Source organism: Caulobacter sp. FWC26 (assembly GCF_002742645.2).
Lineage (GTDB): Bacteria > Pseudomonadota > Alphaproteobacteria > Caulobacterales > Caulobacteraceae > Caulobacter.
The window spans coordinates 88,133-105,202 of the sequence record NZ_CP033873.1 but is presented as its reverse complement, the minus strand read 5'-3'; the positions used below and the strand labels follow the sequence as shown (position 1 = coordinate 105,202).

General features: G+C 64.4%; 17 protein-coding genes. 11 read left to right on the top strand and 6 right to left on the bottom strand.

The annotated features are described in order from the left end of the window. Positions 1 to 24 precede the first annotated feature (24 nt). Positions 25 to 1,053: a hypothetical protein gene (locus tag CSW63_RS00510; protein ID WP_099504253.1), complete on the bottom strand. Its 1,029-nt coding sequence runs from the start codon at positions 1,051 to 1,053 to the stop codon at positions 25 to 27. Positions 1,054 to 1,076: 23 nt separating this feature from the next. Continuing rightward, entirely contained in the window at positions 1,077 to 3,323 is a 2,247-nt protein-coding gene (locus tag CSW63_RS00505; RefSeq protein WP_099504251.1) for a TonB-dependent receptor, read from the bottom strand. A 188-nt stretch (positions 3,324 to 3,511) separates the two neighbouring features. Between CSW63_RS00505 and CSW63_RS00500 the strand changes: the two genes are divergently transcribed. Then, positions 3,512 to 3,916 carry a limonene-1,2-epoxide hydrolase family protein gene (locus CSW63_RS00500; RefSeq protein ID WP_099504249.1) on the top strand — a complete coding sequence of 135 codons (405 nt, stop codon included), beginning with the start codon at positions 3,512 to 3,514 and terminating at the stop codon, positions 3,914 to 3,916. Positions 3,917 to 4,092: 176 nt separating this feature from the next. After that, positions 4,093 to 4,755 (top strand): TetR/AcrR family transcriptional regulator, encoded by a 663-nt coding sequence (locus tag CSW63_RS00495; protein WP_099504247.1) that lies wholly within the window; start codon positions 4,093 to 4,095, stop codon positions 4,753 to 4,755. 6 nt (positions 4,756 to 4,761) lie between these two features. Here the strand turns inward: CSW63_RS00495 and CSW63_RS00490 are convergent, their stop codons facing one another. Then, a complete protein-coding gene (locus tag CSW63_RS00490; RefSeq protein ID WP_099504245.1) occupies positions 4,762 to 5,664 on the bottom strand; it encodes a nuclear transport factor 2 family protein in 903 nt (300 codons plus the stop codon). A gap of 162 nt (positions 5,665 to 5,826) precedes the next feature. Here CSW63_RS00490 and CSW63_RS00485 point away from each other — a divergent pair, with 162 nt between their 5' ends. Further along, on the top strand, positions 5,827 to 6,519 hold the full coding sequence (locus tag CSW63_RS00485) for a GntR family transcriptional regulator (RefSeq protein WP_099504243.1): 693 nt from the start codon (positions 5,827 to 5,829) through the stop codon (positions 6,517 to 6,519). A gap of 76 nt (positions 6,520 to 6,595) precedes the next feature. Here CSW63_RS00485 and CSW63_RS00480 read toward each other — a convergent pair whose 3' ends face one another. After that, a complete protein-coding gene (locus CSW63_RS00480) occupies positions 6,596 to 6,976 on the bottom strand; it encodes a nuclear transport factor 2 family protein (RefSeq protein WP_371415224.1) in 381 nt (126 codons plus the stop codon). Positions 6,977 to 7,080: 104 nt separating this feature from the next. On the opposite strand from CSW63_RS00480, the gene istA reads away from it, so the two are divergent. Together istA and istB are read left to right on the top strand one after the other, a co-directional pair. Next, a complete protein-coding gene (gene istA, locus CSW63_RS00475; protein ID WP_066684306.1) occupies positions 7,081 to 8,595 on the top strand; it encodes an IS21 family transposase in 1,515 nt (504 codons plus the stop codon). Next, positions 8,582 to 9,310: an IS21-like element helper ATPase IstB gene (gene istB, locus CSW63_RS00470; protein ID WP_066684304.1), complete on the top strand. Its 729-nt coding sequence runs from the start codon at positions 8,582 to 8,584 to the stop codon at positions 9,308 to 9,310. The genes istA and istB overlap by 14 nt, the downstream gene beginning before the upstream one ends. 98 nt (positions 9,311 to 9,408) lie before the next feature. On the opposite strand, the gene CSW63_RS00465 is transcribed toward istB, so the two are convergent. After that, entirely contained in the window at positions 9,409 to 10,071 is a 663-nt protein-coding gene (locus CSW63_RS00465) for a nuclear transport factor 2 family protein (protein WP_099504240.1), read from the bottom strand. Positions 10,072 to 10,342: 271 nt separating this feature from the next. Here CSW63_RS00465 and CSW63_RS00460 point away from each other — a divergent pair, with 271 nt between their 5' ends. From CSW63_RS00460 to CSW63_RS00440, 5 genes are all read left to right on the top strand, one after another. Beyond that, entirely contained in the window at positions 10,343 to 11,527 is a 1,185-nt protein-coding gene (locus CSW63_RS00460; RefSeq protein ID WP_199170753.1) for a phosphotransferase, read from the top strand. A gap of 309 nt (positions 11,528 to 11,836) precedes the next feature. Then, positions 11,837 to 12,661, top strand: a complete 825-nt coding sequence (locus CSW63_RS00455; RefSeq protein ID WP_168193565.1) for an SDR family oxidoreductase — start codon at positions 11,837 to 11,839, stop codon at positions 12,659 to 12,661. A gap of 6 nt (positions 12,662 to 12,667) precedes the next feature. Continuing rightward, on the top strand, positions 12,668 to 13,468 hold the full coding sequence (locus tag CSW63_RS00450) for an SDR family NAD(P)-dependent oxidoreductase (RefSeq protein WP_099504236.1): 801 nt from the start codon (positions 12,668 to 12,670) through the stop codon (positions 13,466 to 13,468). A 10-nt stretch (positions 13,469 to 13,478) separates the two neighbouring features. Next, entirely contained in the window at positions 13,479 to 13,844 is a 366-nt protein-coding gene (locus CSW63_RS00445; protein WP_099504233.1) for a hypothetical protein, read from the top strand. Positions 13,845 to 13,919: 75 nt separating this feature from the next. Continuing rightward, positions 13,920 to 15,191 carry an MFS transporter gene (locus CSW63_RS00440; protein ID WP_127846916.1) on the top strand — a complete coding sequence of 424 codons (1,272 nt, stop codon included), beginning with the start codon at positions 13,920 to 13,922 and terminating at the stop codon, positions 15,189 to 15,191. An 8-nt stretch (positions 15,192 to 15,199) separates the two neighbouring features. On the opposite strand, the gene CSW63_RS00435 is transcribed toward CSW63_RS00440, so the two are convergent. Continuing rightward, positions 15,200 to 15,862: a TetR/AcrR family transcriptional regulator gene (locus CSW63_RS00435; protein ID WP_199170752.1), complete on the bottom strand. Its 663-nt coding sequence runs from the start codon at positions 15,860 to 15,862 to the stop codon at positions 15,200 to 15,202. A gap of 151 nt (positions 15,863 to 16,013) precedes the next feature. Here CSW63_RS00435 and CSW63_RS00430 point away from each other — a divergent pair, with 151 nt between their 5' ends. Then, the gene (locus CSW63_RS00430) at positions 16,014 to 17,048 is read left to right on the top strand and encodes a hypothetical protein (protein ID WP_099504227.1); all 1,035 of its coding nucleotides are present in this window, start codon (positions 16,014 to 16,016) and stop codon (positions 17,046 to 17,048) included. Positions 17,049 to 17,070: the final 22 nt, after the last annotated feature.

Genomic DNA, 17,070 nt, shown 5'->3' with positions numbered 1-17,070 from the left:
CGCTGTGTCCGCCAAAGCCGATCGCTAAGCCGTCACGGTGGGAAGGTGCGCGCCCGTGTCGATAAGGCCGAGCAGCCAGCCCGGGGTCGCGCCGAGGTAGAGGGCGTTGCCCATTACGGCGAGCTTGGCCGCCTCGGGATCCTGATTGATCACAGCCGCGATCGCGGCGAGGCCGACGGCCTCCATGCCGAAGGTCAGGATCGAGCTCCAGCGAATGGTTTCGTCGAAATAGGCGTCGGTCCAATTGTCCTGAGAATCCCCGCCCCAGGTGGTGTTCCCGAACGCAACGCCTTTGCGCCATAGGTCGCGCAGGTCAGTCTGACCGGCTTCGCCGACGATGACCCTCTCGTAGGCCTCGGGATTGGCGGTGACCGCGCGCTCGTAAGCCGAGCGCCAGACCTTCAGGTAGTGCGGCGTCGGCAGGTCGTAGTCGACCCGCATGAAGTCACGACCGTTGATGCGTAACGCCGCGGGCTTGGGCTGGCGGTGCGGTCGTCGTTGACCGATCGGCGGATCCTCGGTCTTCACCACTTGGACGCCGGCATTGTAGGCGATGCCATAGACTGTGCCGGAGGTGCCGCCTTCACGCATCAGGGACGGCAGTAGGGCAAGGCACGCCTCGCCGCCGGCATTCACCGCCGCCATGCGCTGACGCATCTGGGCCAATATGCCCATTTGCACGTCGGCGAACGGCGGCGAGAACTTGATCCCCATCTTGGCGATCACCGGGGGCATGCCCCAATGTTCGCGCAACTCCAGCCCGCCCCAATAGCTGGACGCGTAGATGGCCCAAGCCTGGGCGCCGAGCTGCTCGGGGCTGACCTTCCCCTCCATGACCGGACCGGAAAGACGGTCGGTCATCCAGCCGTTCAAGCCCGCCCAATAGGCCTGGGGCGTCGACAGGGTCGTCGCCGTCGATGCAAACTCCGTCGCCAGGGCGTCGGCCAAGGCCGGATCGGCGGGCATCACGTCCGCCAGATCGGGCAGCAGGGGCGGCGCGCCGCCCGCGAGGCGGACCTTGGCCAATTGCGGGTGCTTGGTGGTGTCACTCATGACGTGTCCCCAATCTTCCATGGTCAAGAGCCGAAGGCGTAGCGCAGGGACACGCCAAAGGTGCGCGGGTCGCCGTAGATGTTGGAGGTGAAGCCGAGCGACTTGGACTGGTCGCTGATGTTCACGATGTAGTCCTTGTCGGCGAGGTTCTTGGCCCAAACCCCGGCGGTGATCGGGCGGCCGCCGATGTTGCGAACCTCGATATTGAGATCGAGCAGACCGTAGCCGTTGGTAAAGGCGTAGGGTTGGCCGATATTGCTGTCCGTGAAGGTCACATCACCGACGTAGGCGTAGCTTAGGCTGGCCGACAGCTCGCCGAACGACAGGTCGTGGTGGAAGGTGCCCGAGAGGTTGTAGGTCACCTTTGGCGCTTGGGCGAAGCGATTGCCGGTGGCGCTGCCTGAGATCGCCGTGGCGTCGAACCGATCGTACACCGTGTCTAGCAGGCCCAACGAGCCATTGACGTCGAACATCGAACTGGGCCGCGCCTGGATCTCGAGCTGGGCGCCTTTGATGGTCGCTTCTGCGGCGTTGAACGTGCCCGCGATGGTCACGTTGTTGACGAAGCGCACCACGCTGCGCTGGATGTCTTTGTACTTGCCTTGGAAGGCCGCGAGGTTGGTCCGCACGGGCATGTCACCCAGATGCCAGTCGGCCTTGACACCCACCTCGTAGTCCGTGAGGTGCTCAGGGGCGTAGCTGCCAAGGTCGGTGTTGATGATCCCCTGGTTGAAGCCCCCGGCGTTGTAGCCCGTCCGCGTCGTGGCGTAGACCAGCAGGTCCGGCGTCACTTGATAGTCTAGTGAGACCAGATAGGTCAGCGCATCGAACTTCGCCGCTTGGCGCTGCTGGCACGCTGCGAAATTGACGCCCGGCACGGCCGGATTCAGCCCGCATTTCAGGCCCGGCAAGATGCTGGATGCGACGTTCTTCTGATCATCGTTGGTTTGCCGCAGACCGGCGGTGAGGGACAACCGGTCGGTCAGCTTGAAGTTGCCTTGGGCATAGAAGGCGGTTGAGCGGTTGTCGGCGTGCGAGGGCGAGGTCTGCGCCGTCGCCGGACCGAACGGAGCGCCGACCGGGTTCAGGATCTGCAGCGAGTTTTCGTTGTTGGAAATCACATGTCTTAGGAACACGCCCCCGACGAGGTCGAGTCGACCGTCCAGCAGCTTGGCCCGCCCCTGGACTTCCTGGATCCACTCGTGGGTCCGATTGTAGTCCTGACCATAGACGAACGGGACGTTGAACGAAGTCTTGTTGGAGAGGTTCTTGCTCTGGCTCTTCCGATAGGATGCGATGTACTTCAGGCTCAGGTCGTCGGTCAGGTCATAGGTCAAGACGTTCTGGAAGCCGACCTCTTCGCCGTGCGAATAGGCCGGAAACGCGCTGGCGATCTTACGTATGCCGAATGCTTCCTGTTGCTGCTGGAGGCCAACCAGCAGGGTGGGGCCGTAGACGCACGCCGCGTAGGTCGCAGGACAAGCGCCGCCGGGATAGTGGTAGGTGATGGCCGCGAAGAGATGGCCGCCGGTCTTGCCGTAGTCCGCCAACGTGTAGTTGTTGATCTTGTCGGTAGGCGTGAACAGCACGCCAACCCGATAGGCTTGGCGAACAATGTCTTGGGCGTCATCGCCGAGCGTGTTTTCCACCACGCCGCCGCGATCGGTGATCTGGGCCCCCAGGCGTACCTTCAGCATGTCGCTGACCGGGATGTTCAGCACGCCGGTGAACTGGCGCCGATCATAGTTGCCCAGTTCGCCAGCGACCGAGCCTTCGAAGACGTCGGTCGGCTTTTTGGGCGTGAAGAGAATGGCGCCGCCCGTCGAGTTGCGGCCGAACAGCGTCCCTTGCGGACCTGAGACGGCCTGGACGGAGGATAGGTCGTAGAGCTGCAGGTTCACCGCCGAGGCGCCCGCCTGGCCGCTGGGTGTGGGCACCTCGTTGAGATAGGTGACGACCCCGGTGCGGATCCCCCGCAAGGAGTAGGATGCGCCATTGGCCTGGGTGCCCATCACGACGCTGAGCGTCGGCACCATCTTTTGCAGATCCAGGCCGGACTGGATAACATTCTTCTGCAGGCTCTCAGCGGAGATGGCGGTCACAGTGACCGGTACGGACTGGGCCTGCTCCTCAGCCCGGCGGGCGGTGACGACCACCTCCTCCAACTCGTTGTTCTGGGGCTTGGCCTGGGCAAATGCAGCCCCGGCGAAAGCCGAGGTCCCCATCGCGAGCGCCAATAGGCTGGCCGCCTGCAACCATTGCTTCGTCATCGTTTCCCCCTGACGCACCTTGGACGGCCCGTCTTATGCTTCGTAAGTCGATCGCCTTAGGCGTCTGTCCTTGATAGCCCTGCGCCGGGGTCCGCGGGGGCAAAATCGTAAAACCCATATTTCTTTTTATCTATTGCCTGAGCGCGCCCTAGCGGACCCATTGCCGCCGACATCATCAGGGATTGCCCATGCCCGCACGAGCCGAAGACACCGTCGCCGAGTTTCTGTCCCAATTAGATATGGAGCAGCCGGACTTGGCGCGGCTGATGGCCTACTTCAGCGCCGACGCGCGTTATTTTAGCCGCGTAAGGCACGCCGAGCCCCTGCGGGGGCGGGCGGCGATCGAAGAGGAACTGCGCAGTCAATTTTCACGCTATCGCGATTGTCGCTGCCAAATCTTGTCCGTGGCGTCCAACGGCGCGCAAGTCTTCACCGAACGGGCCGACACCGTGACCATGCGCAAGGACGACCGTAACGTGACCGTGCTGGTCTGCGCTGTCTTCGATATCGACGACAACGGGAAGATCCACTATTGGCGCGAATACTGGGATCTGGCGGATATCGAAGCGCAGATAACGGCAAGCGCACCGTAAAGATAGAACGACATCGGAGTATCGCGAAATACGATAGCGCCAGCCCAACGCGATCAACTCGTCAGATATTCTCGCGCCGCCCGTTAGGTCTTGTGCGTTCGCGTCCAAGGTCTATCGTGGGGTAATAGCTGAAGCGGCCACAAGAGCCGCGAGGCGAGGAAACAGCGTGGTCGCCAATGTCGGACAAAAAAGTTCGGTCGCTGCAACGCGTCATCGAGGTGGCTGGCGAGGCCTTCGCCTGTCGCAAGTTCAACGATGTCTCGATCAGCGAGATCTCAGAGGTCGCGCGGTGTTCGACCTCCACCATTTACGCGGTCTTCGGAAACAAGGAGGCCTTGTTTCTGAACGCGATGTCTCATCTGCTGAAGACCACCGCCCCTCGCCCCTCCCCTGAGCAGCGGCCGTCACTCCATATTCTGCTGAGCTTCGCCGAAGCCCGCATCCGAGCCTTGGCCAATCCGGTCCGGCGCGGCGCGGTCAGAGCGATCAGTTCCCAGATCGATCTGGCATCGCCCCTGATCGACATGTTGGCGCACCAACAGTGCGGCGAGGTCGCCCGGCTCCTACAGGCCGAGGTCGTTCATTGCGTCGAGAGCGGGGTCATTCGCCCCCTCGAGCCGCATCTGATCGTCTACACCGTCATGGCGGTGACCGCCTACGAGCCGGTGGTCTATGGCTTGCTCTACGGCGACGAAAAGGCGGTGGACGTGATGAAGCTGGTTGAACGCGCCTTCCTGCCGCTTGTCTCGGCCGAGGGCGCCAGACAGCTGGCCACTTATCTTGGGAAAGCGCCGGTCGAGGCCGATGCCCCCCGCGAGCGCCTTCGCGCCGCGGGTTGATCACGGTCAGATCTCCGGAAAGCCAGCCTTTATCGAGGCGTTACGATCAGTGTGCTCGTGCATCTCGATGATCTTGCCGCCGCGCACGATCGCCACGCAGTGAAAGCGATTGATGTAGTCGTAGGTGGGGTAGATGACGTCGGTGTTGATCAGGACCGACGCCCTGTCGCCTTCAACCGTCATGCCTGAAATCACCTTGCTGTAACGCACCGGGGAGACCGGCGGGCCCATGGCGGCCATTTTCGGCATCAGCTTGGCGAAGAAATCGAACATGTCGTCATAGCCGCGGCCGTTCACCCACCAACGGAAGCCGGGTGCGGTGAGCTCCCGCGCCAGGTTGGTCGGACCTGGGGCGAGAAAAGCCTCGGCCACGGCGCGGGTCTTGGCCTCATCGATATCGTCGGGACGGGCCGCGGGCCAGGGATCAAGGCCGGGAGGAACCGCCTGGGAGACCTTGAAACGCGGGGGCCGCGCGCGCGGATCGGTCCACTCGCGCACCGAGACGATATGGTTGTCCCGCACCTGGAACAGGTGGTGATAGACGATGAAGATGGGCTCGCCGTTTTCCACGGTCGCGGTCTCATACTCGACCGCGACCCGGTCATCCTGCGCCGCCATGCCAAGGATCGAAGACTTGCGGCTGATCGCCTGGTCGAAACGGCGACGATTGATGGCCATGATCGTCGCTCGGTCGAAGTCGCCACGCGAAACGATCCACCATTTGACTTCTGGAGACACCAGGGCTTCGACGGCCGCTATATCACCGCGATCGGTGGCTTCGATGTAAGCCTTCACCAGAGCCTTGTTGCGGGAGCGGGGCTCCGCCGCCTCGGCCAGCGCCTGTCCTGCGAGCCCGAGAACCGGCGCGGAGAGGCTGGTTTGCAGCAGCTGTCGCCGGTGCGGATCCATGGATTTCCCCCTTAAAAAATCCGAGCCTTTCGATTCGCTCGGCGGCCACTGCTGCCGGTGGCGCTTTCCCAATGTCTAATCCTATATACCAATTAGTCAATTCAACCCTCGTCTGGCGCCGACTTCTCGGTTATGCGAGGTTTGCAAGGGCGATGAGGACTTATGGCTGACATTGGCCGCTCAGCGGTGCTACGGGCCCTCCCCGTACTGCGCGACATTATCTTGCGGCTTCCGGCCGGCGCTTTTATCGGCTCGGAAACCGAATTGATCGCCCGCATCGGCGTCAGCGCGCCAACGCTGCGACAGGCCGCGCGACTGCTCGAACATGAGGAACTGCTGGTCATTCGTCGGGGCGTCGGCGGCGGCTTCTTCGGCCGTCGCCCCAGCGCCGAAACAGTGGCGCGCTCGGCCGCCCTGTTCCTCAACCTACAGAACACTCCGATCGAGGAGGTCTATAGCGCCGCTCAGGCCATCAACGCCGAAGTACTGAAGCGCGCGGCTCTCTCCGACAATGATGCGGAACGGGCCCGCCTGGGGGAGATGCTGGAAGAGTGGCGCGGTTCTGAGGAATCTCTCGGCCGCGACGCCTTCATCGTTGTGGCCGAACGGCTCACCGATCAGATGGCGAGCTTGGCCGGAAACGCTCCCTTGGCGCTGTTCTTGCGCGTATTCCGCTACATCTCGCTCTCGGAGCCCGGCGTGCTGAGCCGATACGACTCCAATCGCGAGGAGTGGAAAACCGCGTATATCGCGCTCGCCCAGGCCGTATTTGACCGCGACGCCCGTGCGGCTATCGCCGCTGCTGAACGATTGTCCGGCTTGGCAGCCAGTTCCGTCGAAAGCACCGATCGATAGCCGTTGCGCGACCAAGTCGGATGCGATCCGAGACATGAGCGCGGCCTCCCTGAACGGATCCTAAGCTTGGCGCAGGCTAGGCCAGGTGAGCGTCCACAGCGGCCACACCCCGTTTGCGGTCGAGATCGGCCATGTTGATGTACTCGCGCCATCGGCTGATGCGGCCGTCTTCATTCAGCTCGTAGACGGCGACCATCTGATGGGGACAGGCGCCGCCGCGCATCACCGCCCAGTCGGAGCGTTCCTGCAGCACGACCCTGGGGGTCGAGACCGCCCGCAGCGTGTTACACTTGTTGTTCGAGGCGTATCGCATCTGGCGCAGGATTTCCGCGCGGAGGGCTTCGCGCCCCCGGACCACCGGACCACCGGGCATCCAAAGACGCCACTCCGCGTCGGGCGCCATCATCGCTACGATGCGTTCGACGTCAGGCCTGCTGGCGTGTGTTCCGGCTTGCAAAACTAACCCCCTTCTCGGGGAGATAGGCGTCCAAAGTTGACCCCCTATCCTTGAGGCTTTGATGGCCAGATCGGCGGCTTGTGGAGCTGCGGATCGAGACAGGGATGTTGGTATTGGAGACGGTGGCGAAGATCCGGCGCGAGCATTTCGCGCGGGGTAAGGGCGTGAAGACGATCGCGCGGGAGATGGGCCTGGCGCGCAACACGGTGCGCAAGGTCTTGAGATCGGGAGAGACCTCTCTGGTCTACGAGCGGCGCGAGCAGCCGCACCCCAAGCTTGGGACCTTCATCGAGCGCCTGGAGGGCATGTTGGAGGCCAATGCCTCGGGCCCTCGTAAAGACCGGCTGACGCTGACACGGATCGCCGACCTACTAAGTCGTGAGGGATACGACGGTAGCTATGATGCGGTTCGGCGCTACGCGAGCCGCTGGGCTGATCAGCGCCGGGGCGTCAGCTCGCCGGTCGAGGCCTTCGTGCCCCTGAGCTTCGCGCCGGGCGACGCCTACCAGTTCGACTGGAGCCACGACCAGGTGGAGATCGGCGGCACGCCGCTGACGGTGAAGGTGGCCCACCTGCGGCTCAGCCACAGCCGCCGCTTCTACATCCGGGCCTATCCGCGCGAGACCCAGGAGATGGTGTTCGACGCCCATGCCCGGGCCTTCGCGCTGTTTGGCGGTGTCACCCGGCGGGGCATCTACGACAACATGAAGACCGCCGTGGAGGCGGTGTTCGCCGGCAAGACCCGGCGCTTCAACCGGCGCTTCGAGCAGATGTGCTCCCACTACCTGATCGAGCCTGTGGCCTGCACCCCGGCCTCGGGCTGGGAGAAGGGCCAGGTGGAGAACCAGGTCGGCTACGCCCGCGACAACATCTTCAAGCCGCGCCCTCGGTTCAGGACCCTGGAGGAGCTGAACGGCTGGCTGGAAGCCGAGTGCGAGCGCCGGGCCCGCAACGACCGTCACCCCGAGTATCGCGACCGCACAGTCCAGGAGGTGTTCGAGGCTGAGCGGCCGTTCCTGGCGCCGTTCGTAGGGCCCTTCGACGGCTTCCACCAGGTCGAGGCCGTCGCCCAGGCCACCTGCCTGATCAACTTCGACCGCAACCGCTACTCGGTGGAGGCCAGGGCGGCGCGCCGGGCGGTGCAGATCCGAGCCTATGCCGACCGGGTCATGGTCCTGTGCGACGGCGAGGTCGTGGCCGATCATCCCCGCGGCTTTGGGCGCGACCACACCGTCTATGACCCCTGGCACTATCTGCCTGTCCTGGCACGCAAGCCTGGGGCGCTGCGCAACGGCGCGCCGTTCCAGGACTGGTCTCTGCCGCCCGCCCTGACCCGGCTGCGCAAGCGACTGGGCTCGGGCGACGAGGCCGATCGGCGCTTCGTTCGGGTGCTGGCCAGCGTCCTCGACGACGGCCTGGACGCCGTGGACGACGCGGTCCGCGAGGCCCTCGACGCCGGCGCCGCCAGTGACGAGGTGATCCTCAACATCCTGGCCCGACGGCGCGAACCGCCCAGGCCCGAGGCGATCACCACGTCACAGGCCTTGGCCTTGCGTCATCCGCCGATCGCCGACTGCGCCCGCTACGACCTGCTGCGAGGTCCCCGTGCAGCGGCATGAGATGATCGAGGCCCTGGGTCAGCTGGGCCTGAAGGGCATGGCCGCCGCGTTCGACGACGCGGTGACCACGGGCCTGCAGCGCAACCGCACCGCCTTGGAGATGCTGGCCGACCTGCTCAAGGCCGAGACCGCGCACCGCCAGGCCGCCTCCATCCGCTACCGGATCACCGCCGCCAAGCTGCCGGCGATGAAGGATCTGGCGCGCTTCACCTTCGACGGCTCGCCGATCAATGAGGGCCTGGTCCGCGCCCTGCACAGCGGCTCGTTCCTGGCCGATCACCGCAACATCGTCCTGGTCGGCGGCACGGGCACCGGCAAGACCCACCTGGCCATCGCCATCACCGCCAACGTCGTGCGGGCCGGCGCCCGTGGCCGCTACTTCAACACCGTCGATCTGGTGAACCGCCTTGAGGACGAGGCCCGGCGCGGCAAGACCGGCGCCTTGGCCGCCCAGCTCTCACGTCTGGACGTCGTGGTGCTCGACGAGCTGGGCTACCTGCCGTTCGCCCAGTCCGGCGGCCAGCGCCTGTTCCACCTGATCAGCAAGCTCTACGAGCGCACCTCGGTGATCATCACCACCAACCTGACCTTCGGGGAGTGGCCCACCGTCTTCGGCGACGCCAAGATGACCACGGCGCTGCTCGACCGCCTGACTCATCACTGCGACATCGTCGAGACCGGCAATGACAGCTGGCGGCTCAGGAACCGCGCCTGACCGGCGCGCCCAGCGTCATCCACAACTTGTTCAACCTCCCCCAGACCCCCTCCGGGCAGCTGAAAGATCAGTGGCTCACTAGGCGGCGACGCGCTGCGCTAGCTGACCGCTACGCGCCTCGCCGCCGGTCCGGGAACAGAGCGTAGAGGGGTCAACTTTGGACGCATATTGGGGGTCAGCTTTGGACGCCGTTTGACACTGCTGGCGTCCGAACCATCGCCCCACGCATCACAGAAATCCTGCACGAACCGCTGTTCGGACGTGGCGGGAGACTGCAGGGACGCTGTGATCGCGCCGCCCTCGCTCGCCTCGGGAACCGGTCGATAGCTCTCCGCCGCACCTTCTAGGCCTGATACGGCGTCGATATTGGCGCCCGTATGCTCGACGAAATCCTTCAGGTCGAAATAGTCGCGGTAGGCGGTGATCAGATTGTCCTCATCCACCTCGAACACTCCAGCGATGTATTGCGTCAGAGGCTTGCCGTTGCGGATGAAGGAGTCCTCGCGTTCGGCGATGACGGTGTCCTCGCTCGACGCGATATGGAGGATCTTGCACATGAAGCCTCCGACGTACTGCAATTGCCGCTCGATCTCTTGGCGAATGGCCTCCCGCCCGCGGATGGAGGGACCGTCGGGCATGTAGAGGGTCCACACCGCTTCGGGAGCAAAGCAGGCGACGATCCGGTCAACATCCGGCTCGTAGGCCCCTTCACCCCATGCGCCCAGCATCTCCCGCACCACGGCTTCCTGTTTCGCGCCCATGTCGTCCTCCTATCGTTCGGGGTGGTTGCCGACCCCGCCAGCGACCGCAGGGCGCGCCAGCCAGGGCGGAGGCGCCGTCGCTTGAGCGCTCGTGAAGCGCTGGTGAATGATCGGAAGGTTCCATGTCGCCCGATCACCGACAACGCCACCTGCGGCGGCTCGGCTTGACCGCGAGTCAACCTGGGCTCGGCTGCGCGGAAGTGACGTCGGGCCTCATCTGGAAAACAAACGACGCCCCACCCGGCGCGCCAGACACAGAACAGGAAGACTGATGGCCGCACCTTCCAGCAGCGATCGTCCCTACCCCGCCCGCGAGGGGCGCTTGCCGCGCCACCTGGAAGAAGTGACGGCGCCCTGGCTCACCGGCCTGATGTCGCACCGTTATCCCGGTCTCGTGGTCGAGGCCGCCAAAATAGTCGAGGTCAGGAACGGCCACACCACCAAGCTGCGCTTGGAGCTGCAGCTGAACGCTGTCGGGCGGGCGGCCGGTGTCCCTCGCCAGGTCTGCCTTAAGTCAAACTGGTCTGAGGGTTTCGAGAGCGGGAACATTTGCGAACTGGAAGCCCGGTTCTACTATTTCATGCGCGAGCAGCTCAGCGCACCCGTCGTACGGAGCTACTATGCCGACTGGGATGGCGACGGTGGCGGGCGCGGCCTTGTCATCATGGAAGACCTGGGCGCGTCCCCCGGGCAGTTCGGTCACAGTTCGCATCATCTAGGCGTCGATGGGGTCGCCAAGGCCTTGGAAAGTCTTGCCATATTGCACGGCGCCCTGTGGGACAGCCCCCAGCTGGACGAGCAGGCCTGGCTGCATGCCTCCATGGACACTCCAGTCGATACCGACCAACTCCTGCGCATGTACAACTACATCGGGCTGAACCTCCCAAAGCCCGAGTACAGGGCCGTTTTGCCTCATTGGCTGTACGAGACACCCGAGCTGTTCAGCCACGCCTATGATGAACTCGCGGCCTTCGAGAGGGCCCAGACGACGCCCCGCTGCCTGGTTCATGGTGACGCCCACCAAGGCAACAGCTTCCTTCGGACCGATGGCGAACGGGTCTGGCACGACTGGCAGCTTGTTCGGAAGGGCCGTCCCTGGCGCGACGTCACCTATCTCATGTTGGGCGCCTTGACCGTGGAGGAACGGCGGCGATGGGACCGCGACCTGGTGACCCACTATTGTGAAGCACTCACGGCCACGGGCGCTCGCGGCGTGCTCGCAAAAGACGCCGCGTTTGAACAAGTGCGGCGCTGGCCGGTCTACGGCGCCCAGGCTTGGCTGGCCAATGTCGATCAATGGGGCCAGGGGGGCCTCGCCATGGTGGAGCGCTTCTTCAGCGCCATGGAGGATTACGGCACGATCGAGGGGCTGACACGTGGCAAGGCCCCGCGCCGTCAGGTCAAGCTGGGAGAAGGCGCCCGCGAGATCGCCTCGGGTCTGCGTGCTCTGCTGTAAGGCGGAGCTTAGCCCAGGTCTCGTCCACGCCGGCTGGGGTGCGGTCGGCGATATATCCGACCGTCAGGCCATGCCCGCCCGCTCGCCAGTAAAGCGCATGGCCGCGTCCGATTGGGCGTCCCCCGCCAGGAGCCGGGCGAGGCCCGCTTGACTGCCAGTCAAACCGCGATCGTTGCCGGTTCAAGGCGATCCCCTTACGCCAAAGACCGAAACAAGAGCCGACCGAAGCCGGCGAGGGGGAGGACAGTGCGAGGCTGCGGCTTCGCCGACCGCCGATCTTCCGCGCCGCCCGTAGTTGAAGGACAGCCGGTGAGCCCCTCCGAACGCGACGCGAAATTCCTTGAACGCTACGGACCGTGGGTGCTGGTTTCCGGCGCCTCGGAAGGCACCGGCGCCGCGTTCGCGCTACAGGCTGCGTCCAGGGGCGCCAACGTCATCCTCGTCGCTCGCCGCGTGGACAAGCTCGAGGAGTTGGCCGCGACGATACAAGACACTTACGGCGTCGAAGTCGCCATCCAGTCCATCGACCTATCGCTACCGGGGGCAGCGGCGTCGCTTCAGGCGGCGGCCGCCGGCAAGGATTTGGGTCTCGTGGTCTTCAATGCGGGCGGCGATAGTGTCGGCGGGCGCTTTTTGGACAGCAGCTATGAGCAGTGGCGCGTGCTGCTTCAGCGCAACATCGACCTTCTGACCGAGGCTTGTCACCGCTTCGCGAGCTACTTTGTCGACCGCGGCCGAGGTGGCATTGTTCTGGTCGGCTCGGAAGCCGCCCTTCAGGGGATCGGCCGTTTGGCGCTCTACACCGCCACCAAGGGCTATGCCCTGAACCTCGGCGAAAGCCTGTGGCGCGAGCTCAAGCCCAAGGGCGTAGACGTGCTCAACCTCCTGATCGGCGCCACGGACACGCCCAAACTGCGCACCGTCTTCGCCAAGAATGGCTTGGCCCACGACGCCGTGCCGCTGACCCCGCCTGCGGAAGTTGCTCGGGTGGGGTTAGGCGCTCTGGGCGATGGCCCCACCGTGGTGCTGAACGCCTTGGACAATGACGACAACCCTCTTCTCTCTCGCCGCCTGCGCCGCGAGCGAGTGGTTTGGCAGAGTGAGTTTCTCAACAATTTCTACGGACCGGAATAGCGCGCCATGAGACGGCTCGAGCGCAAAATCGCCATCGTGACCGGAGGCGCTGGTGGTATCGGCGTCGCCACCGGGCGCCGGCTTGCCGACGAAGGCGCCGTGGTGGTTTTGGCCGACATTGATCTTGCCAGGGCCGAGGCGGCCGCCGCCAAGATCGGCGGGGACGCCAGCGCGCTTTTCTATGACGCCGAAAAGGTCGAAACGATCGAGGCCATGGTGGCCGAAACGGTGCGGCGGCACGGTCGTGTCGATATCCTTCTCAACAACGCCGCCATCACCACGCCGCAGATTCAACGCGAGGACACCACCGCCGCCGACATTACCTTCGAGACCTGGGACAGGGTCATGGCGGTAAATCTGCGCGGCTATCTGGCCGGGTGCAAATACGTCATCCCGGTCATGCTAAGAAATGGCGGCGGGGCGATCATCAACACCGCGTCGGGGTCTGGCCTCACCGGCGATCTCAGCCGCATCGCCTATGGCGCCTCCAAGGCGGGGGCCGTGGCCATGACCCGCCACGTCGCCACCCAGTACGGTCGCCAGGGGATCCGATGCAACGCCGTCGCTCCCGGACTGATCCTCACCGAGGCGTCTAAGCAGGGCGTCCCCGAACTGATCAGCATGATCTCCAATCACGTGTTGACGCCGCGTTTGGGCACACCCGAGGACGTCGCGGCGGTCGTGGCCTTTCTGGCGTCGGAGGACGCCGGCTTCATCAACGGCGAGACCATCTGCTGCAATGGCGGGTCCTTGGCCCACCAGCCGCATACCCACGACCTTGCCCAGTACATTCAATCGCAACTCTGAGATCACACCCATGGCCGTTCCCACCGAAGACGAGATCCGCCACTTCCTCCATGAGCAGATCGAACTGTGGAACGCTGGAAAGCGCGAGGAGCAGACTGCTCTTTACCGCCGCTTCGCCGCGAAGGAGCTGGTGATCGAATATGTCGGCCAGCCCGTCGGCGATGGTTGGCGGACCTTCGAACACATGTGGGACACCTTCGGCGGCAAGGTCCGTGTCGAGGTAGATCTGATGCTGGTCAACGGTTCGGAAGGCGCTTGCCACCACCGCAACCTTCGCCTCGCCAGCGGCGTGGTCAATCCCAGCATCGAGACCTATCGCTTCGAAGAAGGCCGGCTTTTCATTCGCTATTTCTACGTCCCGACGCCGGTTCAATGACGTGCAATCTGTGATCGGTGGAGAACGCTAGTGACCTTGGAGGCCACCCCGGACGGAAGCGCCGCGAGCCGGGGCATGACCAACCGCTGGTGGGCGCTGGCGGTGCTTACCGCCGCCCAAGCGTGCCATCACATCGATCGCAACGTCATCTCGGTGGTGGCCGAGCCCATCCGCGCAGAGTTTCACCTCACCGATTCCCAGGTGGGTCTGATGGGCACCCTGGCCTACGCCATCGCCTTCGCGGTCGCAGCCCTGCCCATGGGCTATCTCGTGGACCGCGTCAGTCGTCGCAACCTGCTGGCCGCGATTCTGGCGATTTGGAGCGGCATGACGGCGCTGGGCGGGGGGGCCAACAACTTCGCTCACCTGGTGTTTGCGCGCATGGGCGTCGGCGCCGCCGAAGCCGGAGGCTCACCCACGGCCATGTCGATGGTGTCCGACTTCTTCGGCCCCAAGAACCGCTCCACGGCGCTGGGCATCTGGTATCTCAGCGCTGGCGTCGGCACCGGCATCATATTCCTTGCCGGTGGCTTCCTGGCCAAGACGTTCGGTTGGCGCACGGTGTTTTTCGTCGCCGCCCTACCCGGTTTCCTGGTGGCCCTCATCCTGCTCCTGAGCGTGCGTGAGCCCCGTCGCGGCGCGGCCGAGACACTTAAGGTCGAGGCATCGCCACAGCCGGGAGACGAGGCGCCGGCCACGCCCCGCGAGTCCCTGCTATTCGTGCTGCGTCGGCCGTCAGTTCTCTGCGCCATGACGTCCATCGTCATGGGTGGTGCGATGAGTTCGGCGTTCGGCCTCTGGTCGGTGTCCTTTCTGGTCCGCGTCCACCATGTCGATCTGCCGGTCGCGGCGATGTGGATCGCCCTGGCCTTCGCCGGGTTCGGCACGGTCATCCCCCTCGCGGCGGGCATCTTCGGCGACCACTTCGCCGCGCCGAAGGCGGGGTCCCGGCCGGGCCGGCTCCCGCTGCTCAGCGCCTGCACGATGACCGGCGTGGTCATTTCCGGATCACTCGCCGCCCTAAGCCCCAACCCTGCCGTGGCGATCGGCGCCATGCTGCTGTGGTGCGGGCTCATGCTGGCGCATAACGGTCCAGCCAACGCCTTCATCGTCACCTTGCTTCGTCCACGCATGCGCGGCCAGGTCGTGGGAGGGCTGCAGATGATCGCCTCCCTCGTCGGCGCCGGCCTCGGGCCCTTTCTGGTGGGGATGCTCAGCGACTTCTACGGCGGTCCCAACTCCTTGCGCTGGGCAATCCTCACGGGCATGTCGCTCAATGCCCTGGCGGTCGTCTTTTTCCTGATCTCGGCTTGGCGCGCTCCACGAGACATCGCTCTGGACCTCTAGCGGGCCTACTAGGCCTTGCGGCGGATGGCTTCGAGGACAAACTCGCTGGCCATGCGCCGCCAAGCTTCCCTACCCTCACCTGTCGCGGTGTCTCTCTCGAGGATGACCGACAACAGGTAGCTGTTGGTGAAGCCTCCTGTCATGACGAGCGAAATCAAGGCGAGGGTCGCGCGCACATCCAGGTCTTGGCGGAAGTCGCCGCACGCCTCGCCCCGCCGCAAAATGCCTTCGAGCTTTTGCGCTAGGGCTGGCTTCAGCTGGATGAACCGATTGTGGGACGAGTGGTGATCTTCGTGGAAGCCCAATCCCTCGCGGGCCAGGCGGCCCAGCAGCGGGTCCACGCGATATTGATCAAACACCGCGTCGGTGAAAGCCTGCAGCGCCTGTACCGGCGGTAGATCGTCAAAATTGGTGGCCAGCAACTCGGTCATGACCACACCCGAGGTCTGATCAAGCACTGCGGAGAACAGGTGGTGTTTGCTCTCGTAGTATTGGTAGAGGAGCTGTTTGGTCACGCCCGCTGAGCGGGCGATGGTTTCCATGTTCGCGCGCGCGATGCCGTTGATGGCGAACTCACGCCGCGCGGCCTCCAGCAGCCGCGCGATGGTGTCGGCCTTGCTCGAAGATCGCCCCCGCGCCTTCACTCCCAGATTGATGTTGTCGGTCGTCACCAGACGGTCGCCGTACATTGTTTGGTGCGCAGAGATGCACACGGTTTGACCCGCGGTCAAATGGAACAGGTTGCTGCGGTTAGTGACGACGGGGATGGTGCCGGCCCAGAAACAAGGCCGGTTCGCGGCCGGTCAGAGGAGCAGAGCCAGGATGCGTTATCATCGCCAAATTCCGCCGCGCGCGGATTTCGGCTACCAGGTTCTGGTTGGGCCTCACAAAGTCAGCGGCGAAGCGCTCAATAGCGTCCGGGGCTACTTTGGCCTGGTCTTGAACAAGACCATTCCGTTCGGCTGCCTGCGCGACGACGAAGGCCACATCTACGCTGCGGTTCGCTCTGTCATGTCGCCCAGCGGCACGCCCAACCCCACGACCTTCTTCTACCAGTCCACACGGCTTGACGGCGCGAACTTGAAAATGGATCGGCCGCGGATGGCCGCCCAGGCCCAAACCGCCCGCCCCATTCAAACCTTGGAAGGCGATATCTGCACCTGGCGGTCACAGCCCGAGGACGCCGGCGCGCCTTGGCGACTTTCGGCTTCGGGCGCGCGCATGGACTGGGTCGAAGAAGGCCTGTTCGAGGTCGGTGGCCGCCTGCTCGGTAGCGGCATGCAATGGTACCTTCCGGGGGTGGATTGGGGCACCTTCTATGTGGCTCAGATGTACGAAGTCACCGGTCATTGCCTCGGCAGACCGGTCAAGGGCGTCATCTCGATCGACCAGGCCTATCTGGCCGAGGGCGGGGCGATCCACTACCAGAAGGATCTGGTGGTGAATAACGGGATGCACGTCATCTGGTGGAACTTCGCCACCGTTTACGATGACGGCAGCTACGACGTGGGCTCCTTCATCGTCGGTCACCAGAACCTCGGCTACGCCATCTTCCAGAATGAGAAGGGCGAGGTGCGCACCACCACCAAGATCGAGGGCGTCTCACGACATGCGCCCGACAGCTATTTCGCCGAGGACGCCCGTATTGTCCTAGAGGACAACGAGGAGTGGGAATTCCTGCCCGATCCTAAGGGGCGTATGGTGGACTTCATCGGTGGCTTTCCCATCACGGCCCAGCAGGAGGGCCGGTGGCGGCGGGTCGGCGACACGCGCACGCCTTCGCATTGGATGGCTTGGGGCGAAACCGATCGCCGCAACGGTAACACCCGTAACGGACCTGGATCCGACATTTCATGAGCCTCATCGCTGGCCAGGACTT

Excerpts from the sequence above, each read along its gene's own strand:
- CSW63_RS00495 (WP_099504247.1), top strand. The coding sequence starts at position 4,093 with ATGTCGGACAAAAAAGTTCGGTCGCTGCAACGCGTCATCGAGGTGGCT.
- CSW63_RS00500 (WP_099504249.1), top strand. The coding sequence starts at position 3,512 with ATGCCCGCACGAGCCGAAGACACCGTCGCCGAGTTTCTGTCCCAATTA.
- CSW63_RS00440 (WP_127846916.1), top strand. The coding sequence starts at position 13,920 with ATGACCAACCGCTGGTGGGCGCTGGCGGTGCTTACCGCCGCCCAAGCG.
- CSW63_RS00450 (WP_099504236.1), top strand. The coding sequence starts at position 12,668 with ATGAGACGGCTCGAGCGCAAAATCGCCATCGTGACCGGAGGCGCTGGT.
- CSW63_RS00430 (WP_099504227.1), top strand. The coding sequence starts at position 16,014 with ATGCGTTATCATCGCCAAATTCCGCCGCGCGCGGATTTCGGCTACCAG.
- CSW63_RS00485 (WP_099504243.1), top strand. The coding sequence starts at position 5,827 with ATGGCTGACATTGGCCGCTCAGCGGTGCTACGGGCCCTCCCCGTACTG.
- CSW63_RS00490 (WP_099504245.1), bottom strand. The coding sequence starts at position 5,664 with ATGGATCCGCACCGGCGACAGCTGCTGCAAACCAGCCTCTCCGCGCCG.
- CSW63_RS00505 (WP_099504251.1), bottom strand. The coding sequence starts at position 3,323 with ATGACGAAGCAATGGTTGCAGGCGGCCAGCCTATTGGCGCTCGCGATG.
- CSW63_RS00445 (WP_099504233.1), top strand. The coding sequence starts at position 13,479 with ATGGCCGTTCCCACCGAAGACGAGATCCGCCACTTCCTCCATGAGCAG.
- CSW63_RS00465 (WP_099504240.1), bottom strand. The coding sequence starts at position 10,071 with ATGGGCGCGAAACAGGAAGCCGTGGTGCGGGAGATGCTGGGCGCATGG.
- CSW63_RS00510 (WP_099504253.1), bottom strand. The coding sequence starts at position 1,053 with ATGAGTGACACCACCAAGCACCCGCAATTGGCCAAGGTCCGCCTCGCG.
- CSW63_RS00460 (WP_199170753.1), top strand. The coding sequence starts at position 10,343 with ATGGCCGCACCTTCCAGCAGCGATCGTCCCTACCCCGCCCGCGAGGGG.
- istA (WP_066684306.1), top strand. The coding sequence starts at position 7,081 with ATGTTGGTATTGGAGACGGTGGCGAAGATCCGGCGCGAGCATTTCGCG.